General features: G+C 51.3%; 40 protein-coding genes. 2 read left to right on the top strand and 38 right to left on the bottom strand.

From position 1 onward, the window contains the following. Window position 1: 1 nt before the first annotated feature. From ACIFQM_RS11240 to ACIFQM_RS11175, 14 genes are all read right to left on the bottom strand, one after another. Window positions 2-643: a hypothetical protein gene (locus ACIFQM_RS11240; protein ID WP_430065524.1), complete on the bottom strand. Its 642-nt coding sequence runs from the start codon at window positions 641-643 to the stop codon at window positions 2-4. Between the two features lie 12 nt (window positions 644-655). Further along, complete coding sequence (locus ACIFQM_RS11235; protein WP_430065522.1) at window positions 656-1165, bottom strand: hypothetical protein; 510 nt, start codon at window positions 1163-1165, stop codon at window positions 656-658. A gap of 1 nt (window position 1166) precedes the next feature. Further along, window positions 1167-1352: a hypothetical protein gene (locus ACIFQM_RS11230; RefSeq protein ID WP_430065520.1), complete on the bottom strand. Its 186-nt coding sequence runs from the start codon at window positions 1350-1352 to the stop codon at window positions 1167-1169. Further along, window positions 1327-1539 (bottom strand): hypothetical protein, encoded by a 213-nt coding sequence (locus ACIFQM_RS11225; RefSeq protein ID WP_430065518.1) that lies wholly within the window; start codon window positions 1537-1539, stop codon window positions 1327-1329. Before ACIFQM_RS11225 ends, ACIFQM_RS11230 begins: the two co-directional genes overlap by 26 nt. After that, entirely contained in the window at window positions 1539-2387 is an 849-nt protein-coding gene (locus ACIFQM_RS11220) for a hypothetical protein (RefSeq protein ID WP_430065516.1), read from the bottom strand. Before ACIFQM_RS11220 ends, ACIFQM_RS11225 begins: the two co-directional genes overlap by 1 nt. 200 nt (window positions 2388-2587) lie before the next feature. Continuing rightward, the gene (locus ACIFQM_RS11215) at window positions 2588-2722 is read right to left on the bottom strand and encodes a hypothetical protein (protein ID WP_430065514.1); all 135 of its coding nucleotides are present in this window, start codon (window positions 2720-2722) and stop codon (window positions 2588-2590) included. A 33-nt stretch (window positions 2723-2755) separates the two neighbouring features. Beyond that, complete coding sequence (nrdJ, locus tag ACIFQM_RS11210) at window positions 2756-5029, bottom strand: ribonucleoside-triphosphate reductase, adenosylcobalamin-dependent (protein ID WP_430065512.1); 2274 nt, start codon at window positions 5027-5029, stop codon at window positions 2756-2758. A 1-nt stretch (window position 5030) separates the two neighbouring features. Further along, window positions 5031-5216 (bottom strand): hypothetical protein, encoded by a 186-nt coding sequence (locus ACIFQM_RS11205; protein ID WP_430065510.1) that lies wholly within the window; start codon window positions 5214-5216, stop codon window positions 5031-5033. Beyond that, a complete protein-coding gene (locus tag ACIFQM_RS11200) occupies window positions 5213-5443 on the bottom strand; it encodes a hypothetical protein (RefSeq protein ID WP_430065508.1) in 231 nt (76 codons plus the stop codon). The genes ACIFQM_RS11205 and ACIFQM_RS11200 overlap by 4 nt, the downstream gene beginning before the upstream one ends. Continuing rightward, entirely contained in the window at window positions 5440-5643 is a 204-nt protein-coding gene (locus tag ACIFQM_RS11195; RefSeq protein WP_430065506.1) for a hypothetical protein, read from the bottom strand. The genes ACIFQM_RS11200 and ACIFQM_RS11195 overlap by 4 nt, the downstream gene beginning before the upstream one ends. Then, a complete protein-coding gene (locus tag ACIFQM_RS11190) occupies window positions 5640-6182 on the bottom strand; it encodes a crossover junction endodeoxyribonuclease RuvC (RefSeq protein WP_430065618.1) in 543 nt (180 codons plus the stop codon). The genes ACIFQM_RS11195 and ACIFQM_RS11190 overlap by 4 nt, the downstream gene beginning before the upstream one ends. Beyond that, the gene (locus ACIFQM_RS11185) at window positions 6163-6633 is read right to left on the bottom strand and encodes a hypothetical protein (protein WP_430065504.1); all 471 of its coding nucleotides are present in this window, start codon (window positions 6631-6633) and stop codon (window positions 6163-6165) included. The genes ACIFQM_RS11190 and ACIFQM_RS11185 overlap by 20 nt, the downstream gene beginning before the upstream one ends. A 13-nt stretch (window positions 6634-6646) precedes the next feature. Beyond that, entirely contained in the window at window positions 6647-6949 is a 303-nt protein-coding gene (locus ACIFQM_RS11180) for a hypothetical protein (protein WP_430065502.1), read from the bottom strand. 2 nt (window positions 6950-6951) lie between these two features. Further along, window positions 6952-7299, bottom strand: coding sequence for a hypothetical protein (locus ACIFQM_RS11175; protein ID WP_430065500.1), 348 nt, complete (start codon window positions 7297-7299; stop codon window positions 6952-6954). Between the two features lie 159 nt (window positions 7300-7458). Between ACIFQM_RS11175 and ACIFQM_RS11170 the strand changes: the two genes are divergently transcribed. Next, window positions 7459-7686 carry a hypothetical protein gene (locus ACIFQM_RS11170; RefSeq protein WP_430065498.1) on the top strand — a complete coding sequence of 76 codons (228 nt, stop codon included), beginning with the start codon at window positions 7459-7461 and terminating at the stop codon, window positions 7684-7686. 321 nt (window positions 7687-8007) lie between these two features. Here the strand turns inward: ACIFQM_RS11170 and ACIFQM_RS11165 are convergent, their stop codons facing one another. The 11 genes from ACIFQM_RS11165 to ACIFQM_RS11115 all read right to left on the bottom strand — a co-directional run bounded on the left by ACIFQM_RS11165 (window position 8008) and on the right by ACIFQM_RS11115 (window position 16718). Further along, on the bottom strand, window positions 8008-8655 hold the full coding sequence (locus tag ACIFQM_RS11165; RefSeq protein WP_430065496.1) for a 3'-5' exonuclease: 648 nt from the start codon (window positions 8653-8655) through the stop codon (window positions 8008-8010). Then, window positions 8656-9750, bottom strand: coding sequence for a DNA polymerase (locus ACIFQM_RS11160; RefSeq protein WP_430065494.1), 1095 nt, complete (start codon window positions 9748-9750; stop codon window positions 8656-8658). Between the two features lie 182 nt (window positions 9751-9932). Beyond that, a complete protein-coding gene (locus tag ACIFQM_RS11155; protein WP_430065492.1) occupies window positions 9933-11759 on the bottom strand; it encodes a DNA polymerase in 1827 nt (608 codons plus the stop codon). Between the two features lie 14 nt (window positions 11760-11773). Continuing rightward, the gene (locus tag ACIFQM_RS11150; RefSeq protein WP_430065490.1) at window positions 11774-13135 is read right to left on the bottom strand and encodes a hypothetical protein; all 1362 of its coding nucleotides are present in this window, start codon (window positions 13133-13135) and stop codon (window positions 11774-11776) included. Window positions 13136-13187: 52 nt separating this feature from the next. After that, window positions 13188-13652 carry a hypothetical protein gene (locus tag ACIFQM_RS11145; RefSeq protein ID WP_430065488.1) on the bottom strand — a complete coding sequence of 155 codons (465 nt, stop codon included), beginning with the start codon at window positions 13650-13652 and terminating at the stop codon, window positions 13188-13190. Then, complete coding sequence (locus ACIFQM_RS11140; protein ID WP_430065486.1) at window positions 13645-13842, bottom strand: hypothetical protein; 198 nt, start codon at window positions 13840-13842, stop codon at window positions 13645-13647. Before ACIFQM_RS11140 ends, ACIFQM_RS11145 begins: the two co-directional genes overlap by 8 nt. Further along, on the bottom strand, window positions 13832-14047 hold the full coding sequence (locus ACIFQM_RS11135) for a hypothetical protein (protein ID WP_430065485.1): 216 nt from the start codon (window positions 14045-14047) through the stop codon (window positions 13832-13834). Before ACIFQM_RS11135 ends, ACIFQM_RS11140 begins: the two co-directional genes overlap by 11 nt. After that, a complete protein-coding gene (locus ACIFQM_RS11130; RefSeq protein ID WP_430065483.1) occupies window positions 14010-14168 on the bottom strand; it encodes a hypothetical protein in 159 nt (52 codons plus the stop codon). The genes ACIFQM_RS11135 and ACIFQM_RS11130 overlap by 38 nt, the downstream gene beginning before the upstream one ends. 21 nt (window positions 14169-14189) lie before the next feature. Then, window positions 14190-14987, bottom strand: coding sequence for a hypothetical protein (locus tag ACIFQM_RS11125; protein ID WP_430065481.1), 798 nt, complete (start codon window positions 14985-14987; stop codon window positions 14190-14192). Between the two features lie 171 nt (window positions 14988-15158). After that, window positions 15159-15725, bottom strand: coding sequence for a hypothetical protein (locus ACIFQM_RS11120; protein WP_430065479.1), 567 nt, complete (start codon window positions 15723-15725; stop codon window positions 15159-15161). A gap of 339 nt (window positions 15726-16064) precedes the next feature. Next, window positions 16065-16718, bottom strand: coding sequence for a hypothetical protein (locus ACIFQM_RS11115; protein ID WP_430065477.1), 654 nt, complete (start codon window positions 16716-16718; stop codon window positions 16065-16067). Between the two features lie 102 nt (window positions 16719-16820). Here ACIFQM_RS11115 and ACIFQM_RS11110 point away from each other — a divergent pair, with 102 nt between their 5' ends. After that, window positions 16821-17066 (top strand): helix-turn-helix domain-containing protein, encoded by a 246-nt coding sequence (locus ACIFQM_RS11110; RefSeq protein WP_430065475.1) that lies wholly within the window; start codon window positions 16821-16823, stop codon window positions 17064-17066. A 48-nt stretch (window positions 17067-17114) separates the two neighbouring features. On the opposite strand, the gene ACIFQM_RS11105 is transcribed toward ACIFQM_RS11110, so the two are convergent. From ACIFQM_RS11105 to ACIFQM_RS11045, 13 genes are all read right to left on the bottom strand, one after another. Next, window positions 17115-18077, bottom strand: a complete 963-nt coding sequence (locus ACIFQM_RS11105; protein ID WP_430065473.1) for a toprim domain-containing protein — start codon at window positions 18075-18077, stop codon at window positions 17115-17117. Window positions 18078-18092: 15 nt separating this feature from the next. Beyond that, on the bottom strand, window positions 18093-18650 hold the full coding sequence (locus ACIFQM_RS11100; protein ID WP_430065471.1) for a hypothetical protein: 558 nt from the start codon (window positions 18648-18650) through the stop codon (window positions 18093-18095). Window positions 18651-18729: 79 nt separating this feature from the next. Continuing rightward, the gene (locus ACIFQM_RS11095; RefSeq protein WP_430065470.1) at window positions 18730-20115 is read right to left on the bottom strand and encodes an AAA family ATPase; all 1386 of its coding nucleotides are present in this window, start codon (window positions 20113-20115) and stop codon (window positions 18730-18732) included. 219 nt (window positions 20116-20334) lie between these two features. Beyond that, window positions 20335-21114 carry a DNA replication protein gene (locus ACIFQM_RS11090; protein ID WP_430065468.1) on the bottom strand — a complete coding sequence of 260 codons (780 nt, stop codon included), beginning with the start codon at window positions 21112-21114 and terminating at the stop codon, window positions 20335-20337. A 21-nt stretch (window positions 21115-21135) separates the two neighbouring features. Next, window positions 21136-21402 (bottom strand): hypothetical protein, encoded by a 267-nt coding sequence (locus ACIFQM_RS11085; protein ID WP_430065466.1) that lies wholly within the window; start codon window positions 21400-21402, stop codon window positions 21136-21138. A 271-nt stretch (window positions 21403-21673) separates the two neighbouring features. After that, window positions 21674-22000 carry a hypothetical protein gene (locus tag ACIFQM_RS11080; RefSeq protein ID WP_430065464.1) on the bottom strand — a complete coding sequence of 109 codons (327 nt, stop codon included), beginning with the start codon at window positions 21998-22000 and terminating at the stop codon, window positions 21674-21676. Window positions 22001-22773: 773 nt separating this feature from the next. Continuing rightward, entirely contained in the window at window positions 22774-23157 is a 384-nt protein-coding gene (locus ACIFQM_RS11075) for a hypothetical protein (protein ID WP_430065462.1), read from the bottom strand. A gap of 259 nt (window positions 23158-23416) precedes the next feature. Further along, on the bottom strand, window positions 23417-23737 hold the full coding sequence (locus ACIFQM_RS11070; protein ID WP_430065460.1) for a BC1872 family protein: 321 nt from the start codon (window positions 23735-23737) through the stop codon (window positions 23417-23419). A gap of 22 nt (window positions 23738-23759) precedes the next feature. After that, window positions 23760-23924 (bottom strand): hypothetical protein, encoded by a 165-nt coding sequence (locus tag ACIFQM_RS11065; RefSeq protein ID WP_430065458.1) that lies wholly within the window; start codon window positions 23922-23924, stop codon window positions 23760-23762. An 18-nt stretch (window positions 23925-23942) separates the two neighbouring features. Continuing rightward, window positions 23943-24110, bottom strand: a complete 168-nt coding sequence (locus ACIFQM_RS11060) for a hypothetical protein (RefSeq protein ID WP_430065456.1) — start codon at window positions 24108-24110, stop codon at window positions 23943-23945. Window positions 24111-24276: 166 nt separating this feature from the next. Beyond that, window positions 24277-24627: a hypothetical protein gene (locus ACIFQM_RS11055; protein ID WP_430065454.1), complete on the bottom strand. Its 351-nt coding sequence runs from the start codon at window positions 24625-24627 to the stop codon at window positions 24277-24279. A 131-nt stretch (window positions 24628-24758) separates the two neighbouring features. Next, window positions 24759-25394, bottom strand: a complete 636-nt coding sequence (locus tag ACIFQM_RS11050; RefSeq protein WP_430065453.1) for a hypothetical protein — start codon at window positions 25392-25394, stop codon at window positions 24759-24761. Between the two features lies 1 nt (window position 25395). Continuing rightward, window positions 25396-25887: a hypothetical protein gene (locus tag ACIFQM_RS11045; protein WP_430065451.1), complete on the bottom strand. Its 492-nt coding sequence runs from the start codon at window positions 25885-25887 to the stop codon at window positions 25396-25398. Between the last annotated feature and the right edge of the window lie 75 nt (window positions 25888-25962).

The raw sequence follows: 25962 nt of genomic DNA, 5'->3' as shown, positions 1-25962 counted from the left end.
ACTACGCCACCTCCTTGAATTGCGTCTCCACTTGCGCGAGGATTGCGGCTTTAGCTTCGGCTGGCATAATCTTTCTGCAAGTTCGTACCCACGCCGCATGGTTCGGGTTTAGAACGGGGCAAACACGTAGTGAAAGCTCGTCATCGTCCGGAACAATTTCGTAAATGACAACGATGTCGCCTACGGCTAGTTTTTCCGAACGGCCCGTATCAATCACACGCGCATAATCGCCAACCTTCAGCGTCTTCTCGTCCGCCAGTTTCATCTCAAGCGCCGCTATGGTTGTGGTAATCTTGGCGAGTTCTTCGCGCTTGGCTACGAGGAGAGTTTCCGTTGAGACACCGCACGGCACATACACGTTAAAATCACGTGCGTACACTCCGTAGGTACCCGAAGCGTCGATGCCACACCCCACATCGTTTATTACGCGGACGTCTCCCGCGTTGTCCGTGAATGACGCATCACCTTCGTGTAAACGATCAATTAAGAAACAGTCTCCTCTATCGATATCCCAATAATCGTCCGAAGGACATACGACGATATCACCTACTTGCGCAGGTTCCTCCGTGTTCCCGAACCTCACGCCTTCGTACTCAATCACGCCGGGCACCTCTCCCCGAATAACTCCGCTTAATGCCGCCATATTTACACGCTCCTATTCGAATAAATTTACGTCAACTGTTTCGATAATCCGCGAATCGTTCAAGTCGTTGACAAGCACGCCGTACTCGCGTGAATTGACGCCAACTGACGCCGTTAACGTGTCCCCGTCGAGTCGGTCTGGCCCGAGCCCCGCGATAATGATGCCGCTAATCTCACCGCGCCGAGATTCGTCCGCCCAAGCGACAAGCACGTCGGCGACTACGTTTGGGAACGGGATGATTTCGGCTAGTTGCGGCTCAGCTGCGGGTTCAATCTCGAAAATGCTACGTAATAAATATGACATTTCCGACTGTGACTTCGAGGCTGACGTGCCCTGCGTAAGATTCTCCGCTTTGAAGTATGACGCGTAGACGCCCCCGCCGGAAGCTCCGCCCTTGTGTTCGATACCCGTTGATAGCTGAATTTCGTCCCCGACACGCCAGTCTGCGAAAGTCTTAGCGCGAGTCTTACGCTTAACGGCTGTGATTTTGTACCGTGCGCTTGTTAACGTTATTTCATCCATGCTACGCCTCCTCAGCGAACATAATACAGACCGCGTACTTCATATTGATGGAGCTACCGCAAAGTGCGGGCCCTACCCATCCGAGTGTCGGCGTACGTTCCGTACGAACAAAATCCCGTAACGCCTGCGCCGTCTCTCCGTTAAAGTGAACACACTCCCCGTTAGTTAACGTTACCGTAGCGACCATATAACGCACCTCCTATCGTATAGCCACGTGAATCACGAACGCCCAAAACAACGCGCAGCCTGCGAGAACTACTGTAATTGATGCTCGTTCCGTCTCCGTAAGCTCCTCGTCCGTCTCGATGAGATTGACGCGAGGAATCGGTAAACTCCGTAATCGGTACGCCGCCGGACGTATTGAGTACGTCCATTAAGCCGCAGCTCCTTCCGTGTCGCCAACGCTGTAGTCAACGTCGGTATCGTCGATAACGGTTCCGTGGTGTGCGTTCCAAGATTGGAGCATACAGCAATTTCTAATATCAAATTCCGAAACACTATCCGTAAGCTTACGAGTCTCACCGGATACGCATCTGACGAGCATGTTCGCAAGCCTCTCCGCGGGCTTCGGCGCATCCGTATACTCGCTCGGCACCGACAGGCCCATCGCTCGGCGGAGTGCGATTGCCTTGCCGATTTCAGCGTGGAATACGTCATCGGGCGCGGCTTTTGCGCGGCTTTTTTCGAGGATCGCATTGCCGAGTACGTTCCGAACCAGTGCAGTGACAACGCGTTTATCTCGGTTAACGTGAAACTCTGGCTTTGAGGTGAGCAGATTAAACGTATAGTTCCCGTCTGTATTAGCGATCGGACTACACATTTTCCGAGTCAACTCCGCAACGTCAGCGCGTGCCTTTTCGATAACGGCTGCGCGGGTTAAGGCGGCCGGCTCCGGTTTAGTTACGTTAGATGCGTCACCGAGAAGCGCGCGGATCGTATCGGCGTTGTCGCGGATGAATTGCGTAAAAGCACTCGCTAAAGCTTCGTCAGTACCTAACGTTGTTACCGGTTCGAGTACGACGTAATCCCGATGCAAGACACCGCACTCCTCCCCGTTGAATATCGCGTATACTCCTACGCCCCTACTCTCTGTGACTGTGCTTTTATCGCCCTCTTCGTAACCGTACGCACATTGCGGATTAACGATTTTAATACGTTCCCCAACGTTTGCCTCACGTTTAACCTCACGATAATTCTGCGCTTGTTTCGTTAATTGCTCCATATTCCGAATCGCCTCCGTTTTAGTTTTGCGTTACTCGGCGGTTACTTCCGCCCTACACTACGTTTGTTTCCAGCGGAATGAGTTTCGCACAGTTGAGCGTAATGTTTTCCGCCTTACACTTACTTCAACGACGCTCAACGTCCTGTGACACACTTTTACGAAAAATAAAAAAAAAACGGAGAAGCCCGTAGGCCCTCCGCTTACTTCCGTCGTTTAGCCGGAACCATCCGCATCAACTCGTCAATCTTCCGCAGCTCGTCGTCCGTCAGGTCGCCGAACTCCGAAGCGTGACGCAAAAACGGATGCAACCGAAACGTCCGCAACATCTCGCACATAATCGCGCTCGCCATTTATACGTACACCTCCGTCTATCTAATCGGACAAGCTCCGCCCTCACATCCGTCCATCCCGTCAAGGTCGGACTCGCCCGTGGTTTCATAACGCTGAAGCAGCGCCATATCAAACGGACTCATAGCCGCGGAAAGCTCGTCGTACTTCTCGCGCGTAATCGCCTCGTATGGCGCAAGGTCGTATGACCCGCCGTCCAACGCTAGGAAAGACACCGCCGTAAACTCGTCCCAACGCGAATATACGATTTCCTCTGCGGTGTCCCACTCGTGCGGACGTACCGTGATCGTATTAGACGAATTATGCTCGGTGTAATAGCGTTGGAACGCGAAATACGTATCAAGTTGTTCCGCTGCACTGACGTCGTCCTTCGTACGTGTTGCACCGGAAGCGACCGGAAAGTCGATGACGTAAGTACGCGCGTTTTCCATACGCTCTAAATACGTATCGCCGGGCGTACCGACTTCGGGATTTACCGTCCAGCCGAGGTCGATAACCGCTTGAGCCAACGGATCGGACGCGTTAATACGGATACGACGGATGTAATACGGAGAGTGCGACCAATGAAGGCCGGATGAAACTCCGCCCGCGACTTGCGATATCGTCCCTTCCGGCTTGACCGCCGTAACGAGAAGTGGCGCAGATACGCGGAGTTCCTTCGCGTAACGGTCGGCTTCCGCACGCGCTACGTCGCCTAAATACTCAAGCATAGCGTTCTCGCCCTCATCGTCCAAGCCATAAGTAGCGAGCGCATCCTTAACGCCAGTCAGCGAAGTACCGAGTAACCTATCGCGCTGCTGAATCGTACTCCAGTGCGGAATCTCAAGCTCCGCGAGTGTCATGCGCATACCACAGCGTGCAGACAATCGTTGCGCCCGATCTAACGCATCCATTCCAGATTCCGTCGATACGTCAAACGCCGTCATGTTTACGGTTGTCAAGTTACATACGCCATACGAATCGAGTAGTATTTCCGCGCAAGGGTTAAGGCCCTCCGCATTCGGTCGCCGTCTACGCGCTTCCTCTAGATTTACGAAGCCTGGCTCGCCCTCAGCCTGCATCAACGTAAACACGAGGTTTAAGAACTCCCGCGAAGGCTGCTCCGTAAACGCGATCGAATTGTTCGACATTCGGCGGTGATGCAACGGACGGGCATTCGGATCGAACGTCGGTAAGCTCCCCAAGAATCGCGCTTCCTTTTCAAGGCCGAGCGCGCGTGTCTTCTCGATGACCTTCGCGTGTTTATCTGCGTCCCAAATACCGTTAAGTCCGTACTTCGCGAAAATGCACTCGTAGTCATCTGCGTCCATAAGGAAAATTTCCGCAGTACGTCGCACGCCCCCGACCACAACGTTATTACCGATGAGATTACCGATATCGAGAATGTGTATCGGACGCACGTATTGATAGCCCGCTGGATGCCCATGTTGTAGCGTTAGCCCCGTCGGCTCATGGTAAAACGGAACCATTACGTCCACCAACGGAGCCAAGCCTGGATCAATCTCGTTATTCAGTACGCGATCAATCCCCGCGAACATCTCACGTAATGGCTCCGGACCGGACGCTGTACCTCCGAAAGTGTTCAGACGCTCGCCGTTTGGCCGTACGGAACTATACGAAACCTTAATCGTATGGATGTGTTCGTATTCCGGCTTCGTAAGGATATCGAGGTACAAGCGCAACGATTCGACCCACCCTTCCTTCGAGTCGCCAACGTAAATCTTCGCGTATCCGTTCGCCATATCGCGGAGTTGCGTGTGCTCATATCGGGCGGCTTTCGGAACCGGCTCGTACTCCGAGTGGAGCAGCGTTGTGTTAGTGCGGATAGGTGCGAGGGTTGCCGCCATATCCCTCGTACACTTGAATCCGACGCCAGTTCCGACCATTAGCAGGTAAAACAAATCGCCGAGGTCCGACCATGACGCGATATTAATAAACGAACAATTGAAATTCGCCAGTGGATACTTCTCGGCTACTCCGTTCTCCGCGCCTCCGACCCACAGCGTCCGCCCACTGATGAACTGGCGCAAATGGAACATATTATCGAAAAGCAACTCTGCCTCCTTCCGGTGCCATTCGATATCCGCGCCGTATCCGATTTTGTCCATATGCTTAACACCGAGGCTTACGTTATATTCCGTAGCGCGCCGGACTGTCTCTTTCCACGTTTCGCGTCGGCCTTGTTCAGGAAGCCAGCGCGAATATGTTCGGAGATATACAAAGTGACCAAGCGGATTCATCTCCGCGGGAAAGTCCGGGTATTTAGCGATAAACTCGTCCGTTAATAATTGCATGTTAGCGCATCTCTCCCGTTCTCTTTTCTACTTCCGCAAGCTTCTCACGCGTCTCCGCCAGTTGGCGCTCGTATTCCGCGACGTCAAGTCTCTTATAAACAAGCGCGAGTGTAAGCCTGCTGATACGGTTGTGGAGACTAAGCGCGTAGCGTACGTAAATTTCCTCGTCTTCTTCTCGCGTCGTCATGACAGCGCCACATCCGTATATTTACGGATCAACGGACGTATAACTCGCGCAATTTCCTCGTCCGTCATTGCATTTAACTCCGGCGTATCCGTCATCTCCTCGAACCTTACGATATCAGCTTCCGAGAGGACTTCGGACGGATCGCCGCCAACATCTTGCAACGTAGACGACAACGCTCCGCAAATAATCAACGCGTGTAATTTTTCGTCAGATATTACGTTACTCATTCGGTAACCGCCTCCCGTAGTAAATTACGTATAGCGTCCTCCGCATTCTCAACACGACCAGGAACGCGGACATACACATCCAAGTAGCCGCCGGAACTCGTGTACACCTTCGCCCCTATGCGGGTGCCTGTCGTCGTGGTTCCCGCGCATATCTCGACAACGTCGTAGTCAATTTCGGTAGCGTAGATTCTCGCACTCACGCCGCAACCCCTTCCGTATCAATTAAGTCCTCGCGAATCAAGTACGCCAGCGCCACCGCACATGCATCGCTATCGTCATATCCCGCCCGGAACGCGTAATCCTCACCTAACCGCAGTAACCTCCGCACGGCCGCCGCTACTTCTGCCTTCTCCGCTTTTCCGTTCCCCGCCACCAATCGTTTAACCGACGTTGGAGCCAGCGCAGGCTTCAAGTCCGCCGCTTGATATCCGTAGGAATATAACGCACGATCCGCAGCAGCCCACGAACTGAATATCGTTTGTGTAGCGCGTTTATTACGTCCTGACGTAAAGTCCTCACGGACAACGTGATCAAACGGACGATGCTCGCGAACAAACGAGCCGACGAACGACTCAACGGTGTAATTGCGAACCGCGTCCGGGTCGTCGGTCGACGTTGCAACGGAGGAACACGCGACGAGGTACGGTTGTCGATTCCGCACCTCCAACGCAGCGATTCCGGGACTTAGCGATAGGTCGAGCCCAAGCACGCGTAACGGCTTAGGCCGCGTCGTCTTCACCAATTCGCAACACCTCCGCTGATTTCTCGCGGATAAGCTCCGCCAACATCGCCAGTTGTTCGGCCGCTGTAAACTCGTGATCCAATCGCTCACCCATATCGTATAACACGTCCGCCTCCTCGTCTGGCAGTAAGCCTCGTAAGACGCCACCGTTCTTACTAAACGTTAGCAATAACGCAGATAATACGATATATTTACGTGCATCATACGCGTGCCCAATCTGTTTGCGTTCTTCCAAATTCTTCGGCTCCTCGTCGGGCGTCTCGTCAACATTTCCGTCCATGAAGCCGGTAGCAAACGCCCAAACCGCAAGTAGTGCGAAGAGTATGCGCGACCACCACGTCGCCGACTCTCCGAAAATGAGACCCAACGCCAGCAACGCTCCGAATCCGACCGCAAACACGACACCTACGGATACAATTCCGCTACTAATTTTCCGTCCGTATTTCATTGCGCCATCTCCCTTATCGTAATTTCGATTCGTCGAACGGTTCGAACGTTATTTGTCCGGGACAGTTCTGCATCTTACCGTTGCGGAAGTATTTACGCCAAATGTCGCCAGCCTCTTCGCCATCGCCGCTCAATTGGAAAAGAACGTCAGGGAACCGCTTAGAGAATACGCGCATATCCGCTTCGTGTTCGTACCATTTACACGAGTCAGCGCACTCACCGATAGCGAACGCGAGGTCATCTTCGTCCTCGATCGCCTGTCGAACCTCGGGTAAATCCGGAGTTAACTCAACGCTGTAATCCGTACTGTATCCCATATTTACGCAGCCTCCTTCGTTTGGCTTTCCGCCGCTTCCGCTCGAATCCGTATAATATCCGCAAGCGCCTCGCTCGGTCCGCGCTTCTTCCAATCCGGTAATGACGAATGATTGATCGCGAGTACCTTACGTTCCAGCTTCGCGATCTCCGGTTCAGACAACGACAATGCAACCGTCCGCTTGAAATCGAGAAACATCCACTTATCGAGGTCGAGTTCCGGAGGGTTGCCCGTTTCAGCCGCGTGTACAATATCCGCAAAGTGGTCGAGCACTTCATTACGCATCCCGTCCGTAATGTGCAGACCGAACGCCGCGATATCCGGGTACTTCTCCGCATCCTCCGCTGACATCGCCCACGCTTTTTTCGACGCATTTACGTAGAGAATTACGTAATAGTCGAGGGGCTCCGCCGGGGTTCCGTACATAACGGAATAACATATGCACTGTTTAACGTGGTCAATCTTCGCACCATTCCGCATCGAATAGCCGGACGTCTGCGAGTACGTACCTTGCTTCGACTTGACTTCGAGGCCGACACGGAGTGTTTCGCCATCTTCGCTGACGCAGCGCAGGACGCCGTCACCTGTTCCGTAAAGCGCGAAGGTCTTACCGCGATGTTCGACGATATGACCGCGTTTTGCGAAATCCTCGAACATCGGTTCGCCGCGTTCATTCCGCTCGAACGTAAATCGCGGCAGCTGACCGGTCGCCTTAGCGTAATGTTGCTCAGCGAATAGGATATCGCGCTGAATAACGTCGCCGATCGCTGTCCCGATACGGACCCAACGCCCTTGATGCGCTGGCCGCTCCGTCTTGTCCTTCTTGGCTCCGCGCATCTTCTCGTACAAGCCGCGAGAGTCAGCGTTTGCGGAAGACGGTGAAAAGTACGGCGCCTCTTTCGACGGCCATATCTTACGAGACTTGTCCATTAGGAAATCCGCGTACCAGCGATGAATCTGTGCGTCGAGAGCGTCGTCGTACACTTCGGGGCTTTTATGCCAAGCGTTGAGGAATTGCGTAAAGTCTTGCGCGATTTTATTTGCGAGTTCCTGCGACAGTTAAACCGCCTCCTTGGGTTTCGTAATAGTCCGAACGATTGCGCCAGGCGGCGTATAGATAAGTGGTCGTTCTTCGCTGTCAACCACGACGTTATGATACGTGATTCCGTTAACTTCCGCTTTCTCCTTGAGAATCGCGTAAAGCTGCAATGTCGCCTCTACGTCGTTCATTGCGCGGTGGTGTCCGTTTAACGGAATGCCGTAACGCTTGCAAGCCTCGCGGCGGCCTGCGGGCTCGTCTGGATCGACTAAGCGGGACATGGCGCGAGTGCAGGCGAACCACTCCGTTGCTCCACGTTCTGCACCTCCGCCTACCTGCGTATATTGCTTTCGGATAAACGAGAGGTCAAACGGAGCATTTTGAGCAACTACGACCGATCTGCGGGCGAAATACCACAACGCGGTGATCGCCTGTTCAGCCGTGGAAGCGCCACGCAAATCCTCCGTCTTAATTCCAGTCAATTCCGTGATGAACTCCGGAATATCTGCGCCATCAGGCAGCGTAACATACGTCTGGAGTCGTCCAATTTCGCGAGTATAACCGCCGGCCCCAACTTCCGCACGGATGGCGGCAATTTCGGTAATGTGGTCGGTGGTGGCGTCAAGGCCCGTTGTTTCTACGTCGATTACCGTTACGATTTCGTTCATTTACGCAGCCTCCTCGTATTTATTTGCGTACTCAGGCAGCGGGCGGCAATTATCGAAATCCCACTCATCTGCTCCGTACTCCATCATCCAGCGCGGTTCGATCACAATATCAGTAACGAGCGGTACGCTGAACGTAACTGTCTGCGTCATAATCTCGTCGATAAGCGCGATAGTCTCACGCGTTAGCTGCCCGTTAGGTATCGAGTTTTTGATCTCATCGTGAATGGACGCGTTAAACTCCCAGTCCCGCGCTCGGCACTCTTGGGCATTACGGATGCCGATACGCTTCAGCACGTCCGCGCCAGTCCCTTGAATTACGGCATTGAATGACGCGCGCTCCCAGTATCCGATAAGCCCACGCTTTTCAGATAGTACGTCGATTTCGTCTTGAATGCGTTGTAACTTCGCGGAATCTAACGCACTGAGCTTCGTTTTATTGCGCAACGCCTTCCGCTCTGTATATAAGCGGATTAGCCGCTGTTCGTTCTTGGCCGCCGCTGCCGCAACGCTCTTGTAATCTGGGAACCGCCGCTTCCGCCCGTCCAGTGTCTCAACGTAGCCGTGCCGCCGCATAAACTCACGGATATCCGCCACCATCGTTTTAAACGACGGAAATGTACGGTCGAAATTATCGAAGAACATCGCAGCCACATCGTCAGTAACGTTCATCTTCTTCGCGAACGATTTCGGCGACTGATCGTACGACACCGCAAGCTGGCCCGTCTTCATCATCTTCCGAGGCTGGAACGTATGCGTCGGGTCGTACGCTTTGTCGATGCAATATTCCTGCGGAAGATTAAACGTCATCATCGCCATCGTCGTGTAGAGGTCAACGCCGTCTACGAAGATTTGACGCATAGAGTTATCGCCATATCGCGTAAACATGATGTGCGACATTACGCGCGGTTCGATCTGACCGAGGTCAGCGCCGACGAACGTAGAACCCGGACGCGGTAAGAAGCAATTACGTACGCGATTGCCTGCGCCTTTTGACGGAAGGTTCTGAAGATTCTGGCCGCGGCTGACTTTACGGTCATCGGCGACGAGTTTGCGGACAATTGCGTGGTAGTTGGCGTCAGTTATCGTTAGTGGCATCGATCAACCTCCGAAAATATAATCCGCAGGCAACGATGCAACTACGGCCAAGAAAAGAATAAACACAAACGCCTTTGCACCTTCTTCTCTGTCGCCCCGTCTGTATTCCACGAAACAATCATGAGCAATGCCTAAAATCAACAAGAGAACAGCGATGAAAATAGTCCATGCTATAATCAACATCATCCCTCCGTTTCAAATTCGCGTAATATATCAATTGGACGCCCACTGTAGCCTGACGAACTGTACCGCCCGGTCGCAGTCCCACCCGACTTAAACTCGGAGTGTACGCGTCCATCAACTTCGATAATCGACGACTTACCAGCGCTGCCTAGCATCGGCTGAATATACGTTGTGAGTAATTTCTCGTACGCGGCAACGGTGGCGAGCGGCTTTAGCGCTTCCTCTTCCTCGTAGTACGCCTCCATAACATCCGCTGCTGTACTCCGTTTCTTACCGCGCTTAAATTGACCAGTACGGTCACGTATTCCGAGATGGTCGTAGATTAAATACGCTAGGTGATTCCCGTTTGTAATCGAAAATTCCGTTACAAACAAAGGCGCGTGTTCTTCATCTGCCGGCGCTGACTCTTCCGCCTCTAACTCCGCGAGACGTGCGACTGCGTTCGTGTACTTCTTCAGCGAAGTTTTCCCTGCCGCTTTACATTCCGCGATAATTGCACGTTGTTTCTCGGTCGCTTCCTTATTACGTGCGATCCGTCGACGCTGCTTCTCGATCCAGCCTTCGATTTTGCTGGCGTTTAACGTACGATCCATCTTACGTACAAACTCCGGTCCGATATCATACGCTGTAATTACGTCCTCACGCGCTTGTTCGAGTAATGGCGTAAACTCCGCCTCAAGCTTCGCGAGCCCTTCGAGGTCGACGACGAACCCTGACCGCGCCAGGAATACGTCTGTCTCCGGTAACTTGGAGTCAATCATCGCGTAACAGTCGAGTAGCTTGCCGACACCATCTGCGGAGGCTGCGTTTTTCATCTGCTCGTATTGCCATTCGGAGAATTTCCAGCCGTATAAGACGTCCTTTATCGCATAAATCCCGACGAGCTCGGTACTAAACGGAGCTGGCGAACGATTGCCGAACATATCTTCGAACGTGTAAACAGGTCCGTTGATTCCGAAGAACCGTCCGTACTTCGCGGTTAACGGCTTGAGGCCGAAAGACTCTTCGTGTTCGTTAAGCATCCGCATCGCATCGAGTGAGTCCCATGCGCATCCGTGAATCTCGTAACCGTCCTTAATCGCGACGTGTAAATCGTAACGCGCTGATCCCATGTGAAACGACTTGCCATGCGTTGGTTGTGATAAATACGGAGAGATTGCCGCAAGCACTTTCGAACGCGTTAGTTGTAAATCTCCAGATTTAAACGCACTCATAGCGTCAAGAAACTCGAAGCCGGGTTCGCCGCGCATGTCGACGTGACCGTACGGGATGTAATAACCTTCGTTGAGCAACGGAAGCCATACGGAGTAACCGATCGAAACGTCAATATACGTATCGACGCCGGTACCCTCGAAGTCGTTCGCGGTCATGGACTTTACGCCAAGTTTCGCCCACCTGTCCGGCCACTCACGCATCTGATGGCGGCACTCCTCACGTAACCGCTCAACGAACGCTGGTAGCTCCGCGCCATCCGTAATGATGTGGAAATTATCCGGTTTCGTCCGTAACGTCTCCGCTATCCTTTCCGCCCTTTCCTGACGCTGCGCATCCGCCAAGATACGCTCGCCCGCTGCAACTACGTCAGCCTTCGTTACTTGACCGCCGGAGCGGAGAGGCGGGAATTTGCCTGTTGCTCCCGTCTCTCTTACCGCGTCTACGGCCCTACGTTCGCGCTCCGTCAACGACATTGCGCTAATACGTTCGACTGCTTCGGCTGGCGTTTCCTCTGCGGCTTTCTTACGTTTGGCTGCGTCGGCTACACGTTCGGCTACGTTAGGGTCTGCGGTCGGCTGGCGGAGATTAAGCGTTAATTTAACGTCAGCCATAATACGGCACCTCCTTACGCTGCGGCTTTCGCTTCTACTTCCATCCGGTCAAAACGTTGTTCGACCGGAGCTACGAGCTTCACCCATGAGGATTCGCCACCGTACGGGGAGTAGACGGAATCACCAAAGTCAAAGCGCGTTCCAGACACGTTACGAATAACCGCTATTGAGCCGCTTGGGTAACCCGTTGCACCCGTGTCTTTTGTAAATTGAACGACGTCTCCGTCTCTATACGTGTTTACCTTCCGCCCAATCACAGCCCACTTCACAGTCTCCGCATCAACGCGTTCGAGTTCGTCCTGACGGTAGAATTCGAAGTTGCTGCCGTCTAACAATACGGAGCGGAATGGCCTACTATCTTCGTCATCTCTCGTAATCTTGACGATCGAACCCTTCGGAATACCACTTTTCGCGACGAGAGTACGCGCAAATTCTCCGACTTTGAAACGCACAGGCTGCGGTTGTGGCTGCGTCTTCTCCCCGTCAGAAACGGGAGTCAGCTCTGTAAGCAGCGCAGTCCAGTCGTCTTGCTGCGGAAAATCAACGTAAGCTTTCTCACCGCGGAGGCTACGGACAGTACCGACGGCACCGTTATTTACCTCGCCCCATCCGTAATGCGGACTCGCTCCGTCTTTAATCGTAAGGCGAACGGTAGAGCCGACTTCGACCGTGAGTTTACGTTTAACTTCCGCCACCTCTTCGTCGGTTGCGCGGACTACTTGACGCGTGCGTAAGTTATTACCGAGCGTGCCGTCCGGCCGTTTTGCCACGTAAAGGCCACGCACTCCGTTAACCTCAACCTCTACAATCTCTACGATAGATCCGATTTCGTAGTTATTCGCGTTGTCGTTGGGCCCGATCACCTTCGCAAACTCACCGACCTTCAGGCGTTTAGGTGCGGGTTCCTCAGAGGTTACGGGTTCGAGCACGACGTACTCGCGCAGCAGCACCATTACGTGGTTCGATGACCCAACCGTTACACGCACATCACTGTATTTACCCGTGGAATTCACTACGAACTCGGCTCCGTTTTCGTAGCGCCCCTCTCCGGAAGCCTTACGTACAATGCGGATACGTTCGCCTACCTTGGCGTGGCGTTTAACCTCGCGATAGGCAGCGCTGGTCTCCGATACTTTCGCATACACTTCGAACTCCTCACCGCAAAGGTCGAAGTCGTCGCCATCGTTATCTTCAATATGCGGGTCGCCGCAAACGTCAATCTGTGTCACCGCGTAAAATGCGCCTTTCGTAACGTAACCATTCTCGTCCTCATAGCGGATGATATCGCCAACTCGCGCATCACGGTCAACCTTGCGATACCTAACTCCGCTTACCTCTACGTCTACAGCCGGTACAGTTACGTTCAATTTCGTCATTTAATCGGTCTCCTTTAGGGGCTCGTTGGCCCGTGATTTATTTGGACTTACGTTAAGCTGCGAGTGCTAACGTTGCTACTTCCGATTCAGGTTCGTCGAGATTACGATTCAGCGCGATGGACAACTCGACCCAACGTTCGGACGCTCGCGCCTCGCTACACCAATACTCGCTCAGGCAACGATTTTCGAACATAAACACCCGCGGGGCCTCGCCATCGACCGCCCACACACCAACGATATAGTCAGCGTCGGCTCGATCGTACGTCGTGCCGTTGCCTTTCCGTGCGTAAACTACGAGGTCCGCGACGCCGCCTTCACGTTCCCGATCTGAACGTCTGCGCACCGTCTTAACTTGAATCTTAACGTGGCGACCCGTAAGTGGCTCCGTCGCTAATACGTCGTAAGCTTCCGCTGTTTCCGAAGTGTGAACGGTCCATCCGTTAGCCAACAGCGCAAGACGCGCCGCCATCTCGGAGTATTTGCCGGTAATTTCCGTTTGATGTGCCGTATTACTCACCTCCTTTACGTAACAACCCGCTGATAATAACGATGATGACGATAAGGCCAGCCGCGTTCAGAAATCCGAAACTAAATCCGAATACGAACGAAATTAGGAACGCCAGCACCCACGAAAGAAAGGCGTAAGCTCCGAATGTCAACAAGACCGTGAGTAAGAACGCTTGCCACGGACTGAGTTTACTGAGCATATTCCGTGCCCCTTTCCGTATAATTTACCGTGCCAGCTACGTCATCAATCTCCAACGCCGGACGAGCTACGGTGATTCTTACGTAACCACTGCCGCGAAGTGCGTTTATATAACCTTCCGAGTCCTGCTCCGCTACTCGACACGCGACTGGCTGCTTGCCGTCATTTTTATCCGCGATTAGCCAAACGTTCGTTCCCAAGCCCATACACGTGTCTCCCTTCGTTATTAAAATCTGCGTTTCCGGACGCGATTACCACAACATGCGGCGGCTCGTTACCGGAGCCTCCTGCGGACACCTTCGGTTTTTCTAGCGTTACTGCGGACATATTCACGCCCTCCTTTCGTGATTAAAACGGTAATTCCTCTTCGCTGATATCGATGGGGGCTTCCGGCTGTTGTGGTTCGGTCGGCGGAGTCTGCGCTGCTGCCCCGATAGACAGACCCAAACGCGAGATATCGAAGCCTGCGATAACGAGGTTCTTTACCTGTTCGTCCTCGTCAGCTACGTACAAGCACATCTCGAACGATTCCATATCGAACGGCGCATCCGCCAGCTTCTCGAAGTTCTTGCGTTCCTCGTCCGTCAGGTCTTCGTCCGCGTCGATAATCGGAGACAACGCAACGACTGCGTTTGTACTCGTACCTGTCTTCGAAAGTTCGAATGCGATTGTGCCGAGCTTCTTCGCGTACTTTTCGATGACGGCTTTTAGCGTTTTCTCTTGCTTCGGACTCAGGTCAACTACGATGTCCTTGCCCGTCGTCAAATCGAAGAATGCGCGCAAGAACCGTTGTTTGCCGCGATACAGATACGCCTCATCCGTAATTTTCTTGACTGCTTCATCGCCCGCTCCGCTGTCCTTCGCAACCTTAGCGTCGGCATAGAGGAGTTCGGCCGCTTGGTCCCAAACCGTCGCACCGGACTCGACATATCCGCGAGCATTACGTACAGCACCGTTTTTCGGAACAAACGTATTCACTTTCTTGAACACGCTGTAACCGTAATACTCAGCTACATCGTTAACGGACTTGACTCCGACTTTGAACGTCGTACCGGATTTGAACGATACAATCGGACTCTCCTGCGCACCTCCGTCATTGTTCGTAGCCGCCGCAGCCGCTTCGCCTTTACGTGTGAAAATACTCATTCAATCACGTTCCCCTCGGTTAATTTTCGGATTTCGAATTAGCGTTGTTACACGCTGTATTCTTACGTCCGCTACACGGTACTGACACATCTGGCAACGGGTCCCCACACCCTCCGTCAATACCGCGTAGCCGGCGTAAGAAATTCCGGCTTATATAAAGGAAGCGAAAATTTATACGTAAGCAACAACGGACTTCATAATATTCGTTTTCTCACGTTGAACCTCGATAAGCTCACGCGCTAGATTTCGTAATTCCACGTCAATCTCGTTTATACGGGCGTTCATTTCCGCGACGACACGTGACGATTCGGATTTAATGCAACGTAATTCAGCTTCCGCACGTTCGACCGCTAGCTCTGCTTTACGGACGTTAATACGTTTTACTTCGCGCTTTTCCTTGCGTTCAGCCGCTTTAACTGCGCGCTGGATTAAGCGCTCGATCGGATTACGAATGACTTCGTTTGCCTTGTGCTGCGGATAAAGCGTATAAACGGTAGACTCCGAAGGATGGACGATAAACACCGTACGCCGATACGCGAACATGCGGCCGGGCTTGCCCTCTTCGTCGATTACGTGCTCCGAGATTAACGAAGCGCGGCGCAACATATCCATTACGTGCATAGGCGCTCGGCTGCGATCCACACCGAAATGCTCGGCGGCGCGGTCGCAAGCGTGCGGAGATACGAAGATTTTTCCGATAAAATGCGTGCCGGCTTTCGGGTCAATTGCGATGCTCATGCGATGCGAACCCCCTTTAACGTGGGAACGCGGATGTAGTCCGCTGGGTCTTCGTATGGAACGGGTGACTCTTCGTAGCGTTTAGATATCGTATATTCGTTGTTACACGCATAATTTTTATGCGATTTTCTACGGATCATCGTGGGCACCTCCGGTTAATAGCGTTGACAAGCGTTATATTAACTGGTAAACTGCAAATTGTGAGGTAAGCGAATTTCCAGTAAAAATACATAACGCATACACCAACAGTCTTGTTTAACAAACGAGTCGTTGTGTTATAATGCACTTAAGGGTAGGTCGGGCCTCATGCCTGAAGCTCCGACTCAACCTTATAGTCAGTTACGCAGAAATATACTTCCTATTCACGCGTAACCCTTCGGGCAAGTAATCGCTAATGTTCCCGAAACGATTGGCGTCGTATCGGTGACCAAGTTTGCGTAACTTGCGACTAACAGCTTCAGGATGCAGTCCGAGCGCTTTGGCGAGTGCTCTGACGGATTCAAATTCTTCCTGAAGGAATATTGATACGATAGCTGTCGTATCAGAATCGACCTGGCTAGGGTCCGAAAGGTAGGCGATCAGTTGATGCTGGTCGTCTTCTTTCTTTAGTACTTCAACTTCCGTTTGTATTTCGTCTCTGATTTTGAGTATTGGCGCACTCTCATCAAAACTTATACCTAAACTTTGCTCGTAATGTCTATTTCTCCTTAGTGAGATTTTGATGTAATCCTTTCTGGCGTTACTCAATGAAGTTGCAAGCTGTAGTCCGAAGTTCTGTAGATACTCTCTCGAAGTCAACTTCAGTAACACGTCATCGAAAATTGCATCAGCTTCGTTTTGAGTGCAGAGACCACTAGCTATCAACCGTCTTCGATGCTGTGCTAAGAACTCGTCTTTCGCTGTCTCATAAAGTAAGTTAAAATTATCAGTAGTTTTGTCCTTGAAGAAAGCATCATATGTTTTATTTAGTTTTTCAAAGCTCAGAGGAACCACCGCCTTTTGTTTTTTCGCCTTACACTTACTTCAACGACACTGAGAGTCTCGTGACACACTTTTCTTAAACTATTTTTTGAGAAATTTTATACGGAGGCATTTATGGCTTATAAAGCTACTAAATGCCTGCTCGGACACTTGCTTAAAAACGCTGGCCTATCTCAAGCAGAACTTTCGAGAAAAACCGGGATACACAAAAGCCAAATTAGCGCGTATATAAATATGAGGTATGGCAAGACTATGGAAATAGCACATGCCCGTACTATTTCAGAGGTTCTTGACCTGCCTACGCCTTACAGTCTATACGAATGGACTGAAGCACACCCGAGCGGGCGCACGAACGATTAACTCGTTGCGTGCGGTCTAATTGGACGTGATTCACGTTGATTCCTAATATCACATTACTCGACGCGCTTTGCCAACGGTGAGTCGCGCGCTCACGCAAATCCGATCCCTCTCCGCACCGTCACACATCACCCTCACCATCTCAGCATCCGGAATATCGTTAATATCCTTGTATTCGTCCGGTATCTTTACGTCGTATAGCGCGCAGCTTGACGTTAGCCTTTCGCGTATTTGAGCCCGCAAAGTCCGTCCGGCGCGATCGTTATCCCCACCGAGTAGTAATTCCTCAATCGGACTCTTCCGTATAATGTCCGCCTTTTCCGCCGTAAACGACGATCCTCCGACAGCGATCGCAGGCACACCGCAGCTCCAAGCGTATAGACAGTCCGTCTCGCTCTCTACGAGCAGAACTCGCTTAATCTTACGTTGATTTATGATATGGATGCCGTAGATTAGCGATCGAATAGGCGCGCCGCCTTTGCGATACCAAAACGTCTTATCCGCAGCCTTCCGGTACTTCACGTTCATCAACCGACCGGCTGCGTCAAACCACGGGAGCGTTACTGCTCTCGCGCGTGGGTCATATCCCGTTTGAAATAGCGTTTGGATATCGTGTGATATACGCCTTCCTGACAGATACGTAGATGGCACTCGCTGGTAATCGGCAAGTATCCCGTTATCCAGTGGTTGTGGGCGTTTGTTTACCGTTGGACCTCGAAGTCGCAGCGTTATGTAATCGGCCGGAGCGTCTCGTCCGTCATGGAGTAATTCGTGCGCTTCCTCCTCAGTTATGTTGCGTAAAAATGCGATAAGCTTAGCGGGACCGCCCGATCGCCACTCCGGGTCCTCTGCGCCAGGGTCGAACCAACATCCGTAATATGGTCCGTCTCGCAGGTCGACGAAAAATGACGGAGTATCGTCCGTGTCGCGGAACGGGGAACATGCGATAAGCTTGTCCGGTGTCCAGCGTGGGGATTTCCACGGGGCCGACTCAATGACTGCGATAATAGACACTTACTCTTTCCCTCCTTATCTAAGCTTTCGTTGGTGAGCCACCTCATTTCTCACTTCTTTCAGTAATCCTAGTGTTAACTTTAGTTTAAAGAAAGTCTCCTTCTCGTCAGGACTCATGTGGTCGATTCCTTCTTGTTGCAGTACTCTTATGTTCTCTTCTATTCCACTAAACTCAATAAATCTAGCAATCTCTATTGTCTTGTTATTAAGACCTGAGATGTTGTAGTCGATAAGTTGTGATTGTTTATGGTCCCTCTCAGCCTCCTCCCAATCTGATATTGTTGGGGGAAGCTCGAGGATTTCGGTAATCGGAGCAACCCTAAGAAGATCGTCGGCAGGAAACAACCAAACTTCACGGTACGATGGCTTTCTTTTGATTACATACTTAGGGAACCTGTCGCCCAAATCCCATAGAGCATTCTTTATTGAATGCTCCGGAATTATATAGTGATGCATGAGTTCAGACTCGGTTGCTCTGAACAGGTCAGCTTGCTTGATCCCCTCACTACGCTTAGCTAACACGTCTAAGGCGACATTTCTAATTAAATCCGGAGAAAAAGCAGGTATACCCACTTAAACGCTACCCCCTCTAGTTATAAGATAACTTTTATCTTGACTAAAGGATAGCATTGGCCGTTTACCGTGTCAACCATTAAAATCCAGACGCAAATTTCCCCGCATCCTCACTCGCCCGAATCTCGCGCACGATCCCGAAATTCGGAAGATACACGATCTCCACGCGCGCATCTTCGCCACCATTACGCCCCTTACCGAGTTCTACCACGCCCCGCCCTTCGTGAGCCAACGTGTCGATACCGAACGTATTCGCAGCGTCTTCCAATACGGCTTTGGTCTTCTTGATCTCCGCACGTTTTGGCGGCTTCAACTCACGTACGCCGTCATCACCTTTTTCGGACGGATTCTCGTCGGCTTGCGTAATGACGTGGATTACGCTTTTCGTTCGACCGGACAGCAGCCGCAGCTTTTTACTCGTAGCAGCCGCATCGCCCCCCGCTGTTTTAGACGTGTTCGCCTCGTAATCCATATAGTAAATCGGATCGACGACGACCACATCTGCGCTATTTTCGAGGATGTCGGCCTCAAGCTGGCGTACGGACTTATCGCGAAAATCTGCGTCGTCTGTTGCTCGGAGTATGATACGTCCGGAGACAGCTTCGTTAAGGCCACGCAGCCACTCGACGAGTTTAGCCTCGAACTCCTCCGAGAGCTTACCCATTAACATCGCCTTGTTATCGAAACCAGCCTCGTAATCCACACCGTCAAAATTAGCGTTGAAGACGCCCGATTTAGCGCTAAGGTACGAGTAGGCCCTCGCAAGCCACTCATACGCAGACATCTCCAAGGCCCACACGAGTACCGTCGCGCCTTGAATCGCAGCCTCCAGCGCTTCGACCATTACGATAACCGACTTACCTCGGCCAGAGCGAGCGTACCACGTGTACATATTGCTACTAAAAAATCCGCCAATTTGCTCGTTAATGTATGGGAACGCTGACAACCAAATGCGAAAGGACTCGCCCGATTTACGTGCTCCGTACTCCGTTAGGAACTTCTCGAAGTCTAGTTTCACGTCCGTTGACGTTTTATCACGAACTGATGTTCTCATTTTAATCCCATCTGCCATTTTTCGCAAGTATTCCCCGAAATCTTCAGCCGATAGCTCGTCGAATTTCGCCGCAAATTCCGACTCATACCTGCGTCCAGTCTCGTCGTCCACGTATCCGTTAATTTTTTCGAGGACTATACGACGAGCTGCGGCCTCTTTTAACCCTCGCGCAAGGTATTCGAAACTATCCGTCACGCCGGGTATATACGTAATATCCGGACACTCTGCCGTTAATGTTACGTAGGATGGAACCTGTCCTCCGTTTGTATCGGCATACGCAAGCACGAAATCAAACGCCTGACGCTCGCCTGACGTCGGGAAATCCGTGCGGGTTATGCCAAAGCGAGTTAACGCTTTAACGTCGCCCGTATCGACAATCTTTGACATCAGTTGCTCTCCGTATACGCTCATGCCCATACCTCCAGTTTTACAATGAAATGACAAATCACGTCAAACCTCAAATAGGTCGTTTTTACCAAAAGATAGATTCGACATAAACGGAAATACGTACCACTTACTGGACGGATTTAGGTAATAAGTAGCATTGTTACGAATAAATTCATGTCTATATTTGTCGAATAATAGTGATAACTGCGTGTCCACAATCTTCCTACTCCCGGATGCTCGTTATTACGCCGTTTTCCTCTTATTATCACGTATCCCCCGTTTACTTCCGCCCACAAACGGCATCACCACGCACATATCCCGAACACGGTCCGCTAATCTTGCGTCAAACACCGTATTCAAGTCATCAAGCGTAACGTTAGACGTGTATATCGTCGGTAATCCGTTCGCCGTGCGGTAATTGACGATGCTGTGCAAGTCCGCGCGAAATGCATCGGTTGCCGACCGTACGCCTATGTCGTCCAAGACCACGAATGGCGTCACTTTGGCGCGTGATTCCATTGCGTAATATTCGGCGGCATGGCGTTCGGCTGTCTCGGCTGGAACGTGTGATCGATTGAACCCGAGGAATAGCGTTTGCCACGCATTTACGTCGAGAAAGTACGCGGGCCTTTCCAACGGCTGTAGCCCCCGCTGAAGCGATCCGATGTAATGGCGTACGATATACTCGTGTAGTACCACGATCGCCGACGTGGTTTTACCCGTACCTGGAGAGTCCGAATAGAGGTACAGCGATTTTACACGCTCGCCCGCGTCATCGAATTGCCGCTTGAACGTGTTAACGTACGAGGCGATGAGCTTATAAGCCTCCGCCTGATCCTCTCTTGCCGGAGAGTTTTGGAGCGTCACGCCTGCGTACTCTTTCGGTACGTCTGCCGCTGCAATCCGTCCGCCCGCGCCGTTGAATCCATGAACTGCGATCCAGGACGAACAGAGGTTATTACAGCTTTGTCCGCCAGCCTGTGAGCAGTGCTGCGCAAGTATGCATTTGTCTACGTTAGACATTGCGTTCCTCCTTTACACTTTTTACAACCAATCCGCTAATTCATCCGCGACCATCCCGCCATTAACTACCGTAGCCTCCGCTTTTTCCTTGCGCCGCCTGTCCGCAAGGACACGGGGAATTATCGCGTTTAAACGGTAGCTGATCGCGAATCCTGCCGTAAGTATCGGATAGTCCGGTGTGGGCTTATATTCACGGAAAATTAACGTGAAAGCCTCGTGCAAAACGTCTGCTCCGTGGTCCGCCAAAGCACGTTTAATTGCACCCTGCTCGAAACCCCAGTTACGCATCGGTAGGTACGTCTCGACTCCGAAGTGCTCGCGATTCAAATCGGCGAACATTGCGTGGACAGTTCGTACGTTCCACTGTGAGTGCGGTAATGTGCGCCAGGCTGTGCGGTCAATTTTTTGCCTTGTCACTTTCTCCCCTCGCTTTCTATGATACTCTCACTTAAGGAAATTTCTTGTTCGCATAAAATACGAACACTCATCGTAATAACGATAATCCATTGTTAAATGAATCATTTTCGCGTATGTGAAGGGTGAAATTAAGCATATAGAACTATCTGCTTAGGTATCTTTTCGCGGACCCTATCGCGTAATCTGTACCGCTCGACATGCGTACTTGACGGAGGTCTCCTCGATTAATCGCGTCTACCAATCCGTGCAACAACCCCTCAGTAGCGATTGCCCTACGAATTGCTTCCGACCAGCCTTCGCGTGCCTCTGCGAAAAATAGCGCGTCCTCCGTTCGAGTGAATCTTCCGATTAAGCCATCCGGAAGTCTATCGTCAATATACTCGCAGAATACTTCTGAATCCCCAATACACATCGTTGCCCCTTCGGTCGCCGCCACGCATGTCGCTAAGTCTGCGTTTAAATCTCGCATTTCGTTACCGCCTCCGTATTATAGATTGATAGGGATATTCCGGTAAAACCGCAAGTCCGACGATTAACTCTTTTTGCGTCAAAAAGCTACTAACGTGCTCTGACTAGTTTATAACGAATTATTTTACCGCGAAGAAGAATTATTTTTACTTCTTGACGAAATAAGATACCTTTAGCATAAGTTCAAATGCCCAACTAATCACTGCGCATTTTGGTAAGAACTCCTCTAATCTACCCCATGCTCCCGTTTTCTCAAGTTTTCATTTTTTCGTAAATCTTGACTAACTTCCTGCCCTGAATTGTTCTCTCTCTTGACTCCTCCGATTATATAGAGACTGGTTTAATTTGAAAAATCGCAAATTTGACGATTACGTATTTTCCGAGATGTATAACAGACTTCCGTTTTAGCCGGATTTCTTAGGTTAATTTATGCTAGTTTTCGTCTCTGATACGGATATTTTCCGATTTGCAAAGGTTACGAAAAGTACGTAAAATTGGACGATCTCGCAAATACTCCTCATTTCGAGCTTAAACGTAGTATTTACGTGACGTGTATATCAACTACCTTCCGCCCTATCCGTATACGCTCATTCCCGTTAACCTCCCGCATCAAATCCCGCCTATTCCGCCGTATCTGCCCCACGGATGGGAACACGCCTAGCTCCGTTAAAATCGCAGGCAAATAGCGGTTTTCCGTGCGTAGAGTACGACAGCATTCCGGAGCATCAACGCCGCCTATTATCACGGTAAAATGACGGTAGAAATCGGTCTTAATCACGACGTTTCCAGTACGTCAATGCCAAGCGTATCGAGCGCGTACTGAATGCCGTCCGCAAACGCGCAGTCTTCACTGAACTTACCGTATCTTCCGATCCCCTCGCGGTGCCGTTGGTGAGTGTGTGCGATCTCTGCATATGTCTGTTCTCGTGCTTGCTCTTCCGTCATCTCACGCTCATACCCGTTAACCAACGCGGCCAGCAACGTATCGAACGATATCTTACGTAAGGTAATCGTATCCTTATGCAACGCGCCGCCGGTCTTTAACGCTAGAGTCGTAATCTCCGCGTTTGAAAATATGTGACCTCTGGATGGGTCCCGTAATCCCTTGATCGCGTCCGCAACCTCTGCGGGAATTACCGGTTTATTGACGTTACTCATTCGCGTCATCTCCTCCGTTTTGTTTGCGATAATATTCGATGATATCGTCGATTGTTTCGAATGTTTCGTTATTCATTTCGGTATGCCAACCCACTTCCCTATTACGTTGTCCGTCTGCCTACGGATAAGTTTCTCAGTTGCGTATAGTCTTAATTTACAATACATATCTCGCATACAGCGCGGACACCTATTCATGGTTTTTGATTGGTACAAGGAAACCTCAATAACATACTCAGCGCAGAATGGACAGTTCATAACGTTAATCCTCCGTTGCTAATTTTGCGATGATGGCCGCGAGTCCGATCGCTTCTGGAAACGTAGCTTTCTGCGTTATAACTCTGATGCTGCCGTCAAGTCCGTTTATCCGCACACCGTACGTAGTCTTTGGAGTGGGAATACGCGCAACCTCAATGTATGGAAAACGTTCAAGCACCGCCCATGCATCGGAAATAATTGCCGTGTAGTGCGGGATCAAAACTCGAACTTCGTTTACCTCACGGAATGTACCGTACGTACTGCCGCCGAATACTTCCCGCTCGATCCACGCATCCCTCTCTCTCTCGCTGACATTCCACCCCACTTTGCGATGATTTCTTCTCGTTTCATACGGCCACCTGCTCGATACGGACAATCGCGTCCGGTTTGACTTTTACGTAGTTCTTGACGAATGCCTCGGCGTCAATACGGTGATATAACGTCCGCAGTCTTCTCTCTCGTGTTCCGCGCATACGACTTTTTGTCATCTCGTAAATTACGTACTTCCACATCGTCATCCCTCCCGATATTTAATAACGACCTGAGCTACCTAACCGCGCCAACGCTCTATCGAGTGCGCCCGTAATGTCACTCGCAAGTTGCGCTCTCTCATCCGTTTTGGCGCGTTCCCTAACGAGTTCCAGCGCGATCGCTTTTCCGATATCTGCGAGCTTAATCGCGGTGCTGATCGAAACCATCGTGACTCCGTGTTCCGAGGCATCAATTAGTTCAGCGTAACTTTCCCGCATGCCATCGTAAATAAGACGCGCTTCCCTTTCGTTACTCCTACTTTATCCCTCCCGTAATTTAACCGTGTTATTAGGGCTTGCCCCCGTCAACCTACCAAATACCCGCGCACTGCCCCTACGCACCTAATTTGACGGTAATATCAGGCAATTCGCACGCTCTAATAGTAGCCACCAACGCGTCCGTCTCAGCGGACAGTACCGCCATAAATTCCGCCAGGGTTTCCGCTGATTCTGCGGCAGCTACCGTTGAGCGTAACCGGACCGAATCGAGCAGCGCCACCAATCCGCCGGACGTTAACGGATAGTAGCCGACGTCGTCCCATCGTTCGCGGAGTTCCGGATCTGGTGCGCCTTCGACCGCTTTGTAGCCGGGCGCTTTCGTAGGGTCGACGATCTTGCGTTGGCTGACGATGAATTGCGTACCGTCCGAGCGTAGTGCGAAATTAGCGGTTAGTTGTACGTTCATTAAGCGAAACACCTCCGAGTTTATTGTGTGGAAACGTGTACGCGTCGATTACACACGCGACGAGACCGAAGAAAGATAACGTTACGGATGCGAGTAATACTGCGGTTATTTTCATACGCGATTACCTCCGTTTACGCGGACTTAGAGTGTTTGCGCGACCGCTTCTGCTTCCGGGCTGAGGTTCCCGTCGATGCCTTCGCTCTATCTATCTCGCGCTGTATTACCTCTATGAATGCCTCTGTGTATCCATCCTCGATTAGCGTATAAACCTTTCGACCGTTTGGGTGAAGGTACTTGAAAACCGTTCCCTTACGCGGTTTATACCCTGTAGCAGCTTCTAATTTGGGGTACATTATTTTGTAGACTACGCCGATACTCTGTTCATCAGTACTTAGGCCCCGCACGTCGGCATATTCATAGAGCAGGCTCGCAACCCTACATCTATTCTTTTCCCTCACTTGGTCCTCAGGGCTCCAGTTTTCGATGTTATCAGGAGCCCCGTAATGAGGCTGCACCCTAAACCCCTTAACACCTGAATCATGAGTAGCCGTAAATTTATAGGACGCAGCCCCGTCTTGCATGGACTTTAAGATAGAAGTTGCTTCAGATATTTCCCGACGCATCTCGGATAAGTCATCATGGTACGCGATAAATAGAGATTCCTGCCGAACTACGATGCTTCGCAAAACTTCATTCTCCTGAATAAGCGTCCCTACTTTGCTCGAAAGCTGCGTAATCTCTCTTTTATTTCCCGTAAAAAATTCCATATTAATACTCCCCCTCGATAATGTTGTAATCAGCGTCAATAACGTCAGTCCGAGCGTATTGCCCGTTCGGAAACACGGACACTAAGTCTCGTAACGCACTGACCGCTTCCGTATACTCACGCGCAGTTAACGGGTCTAATGTCACAATAGCGCTACTGTACTGCGCCATATAAGCGTAGCGTTTCGCAAAGTCACGTACGGCACGGCTGAACGACATGACTGACGCGGTTAAATCCTGCGTGTTGGTAGCGAACGCGGTCCGCCCCAATTCGTCAATGTCTCCGTACCTCTCCTCGTACTTCCGCAAACGTTCGGATACGTTCGGATCGGCCACGTACTCCGTTCTCGGCGGTTGCGCACGCACTGCTTCGAGCGTATCGCACATAAGGCCGTAATCGTCCTCCGCTTTCTCTGCGCGTGCCTCCGCAAGTTCCCGTGCCTCACGTTCGGCCCTCAGCGCTGCTTTAACTTCGCGTAGTTCGCGGACCGACATTTCGTCGACGGACTTCGTAACACCGGTTGACGGGATAGTGTGCGGTGACGATATGAAAGATGCGCGGTCGATGTC

It is taken from the genome of Paenibacillus sp. NRS-1782 (assembly GCF_050467685.1).
GTDB classification, from domain to species: Bacteria; Bacillota; Bacilli; order Paenibacillales; family Paenibacillaceae; genus Paenibacillus; species Paenibacillus terrae_A.
Note: the sequence above shows the minus strand (reverse complement) of the source record. Positions and strands in the feature narration are given on the sequence as shown.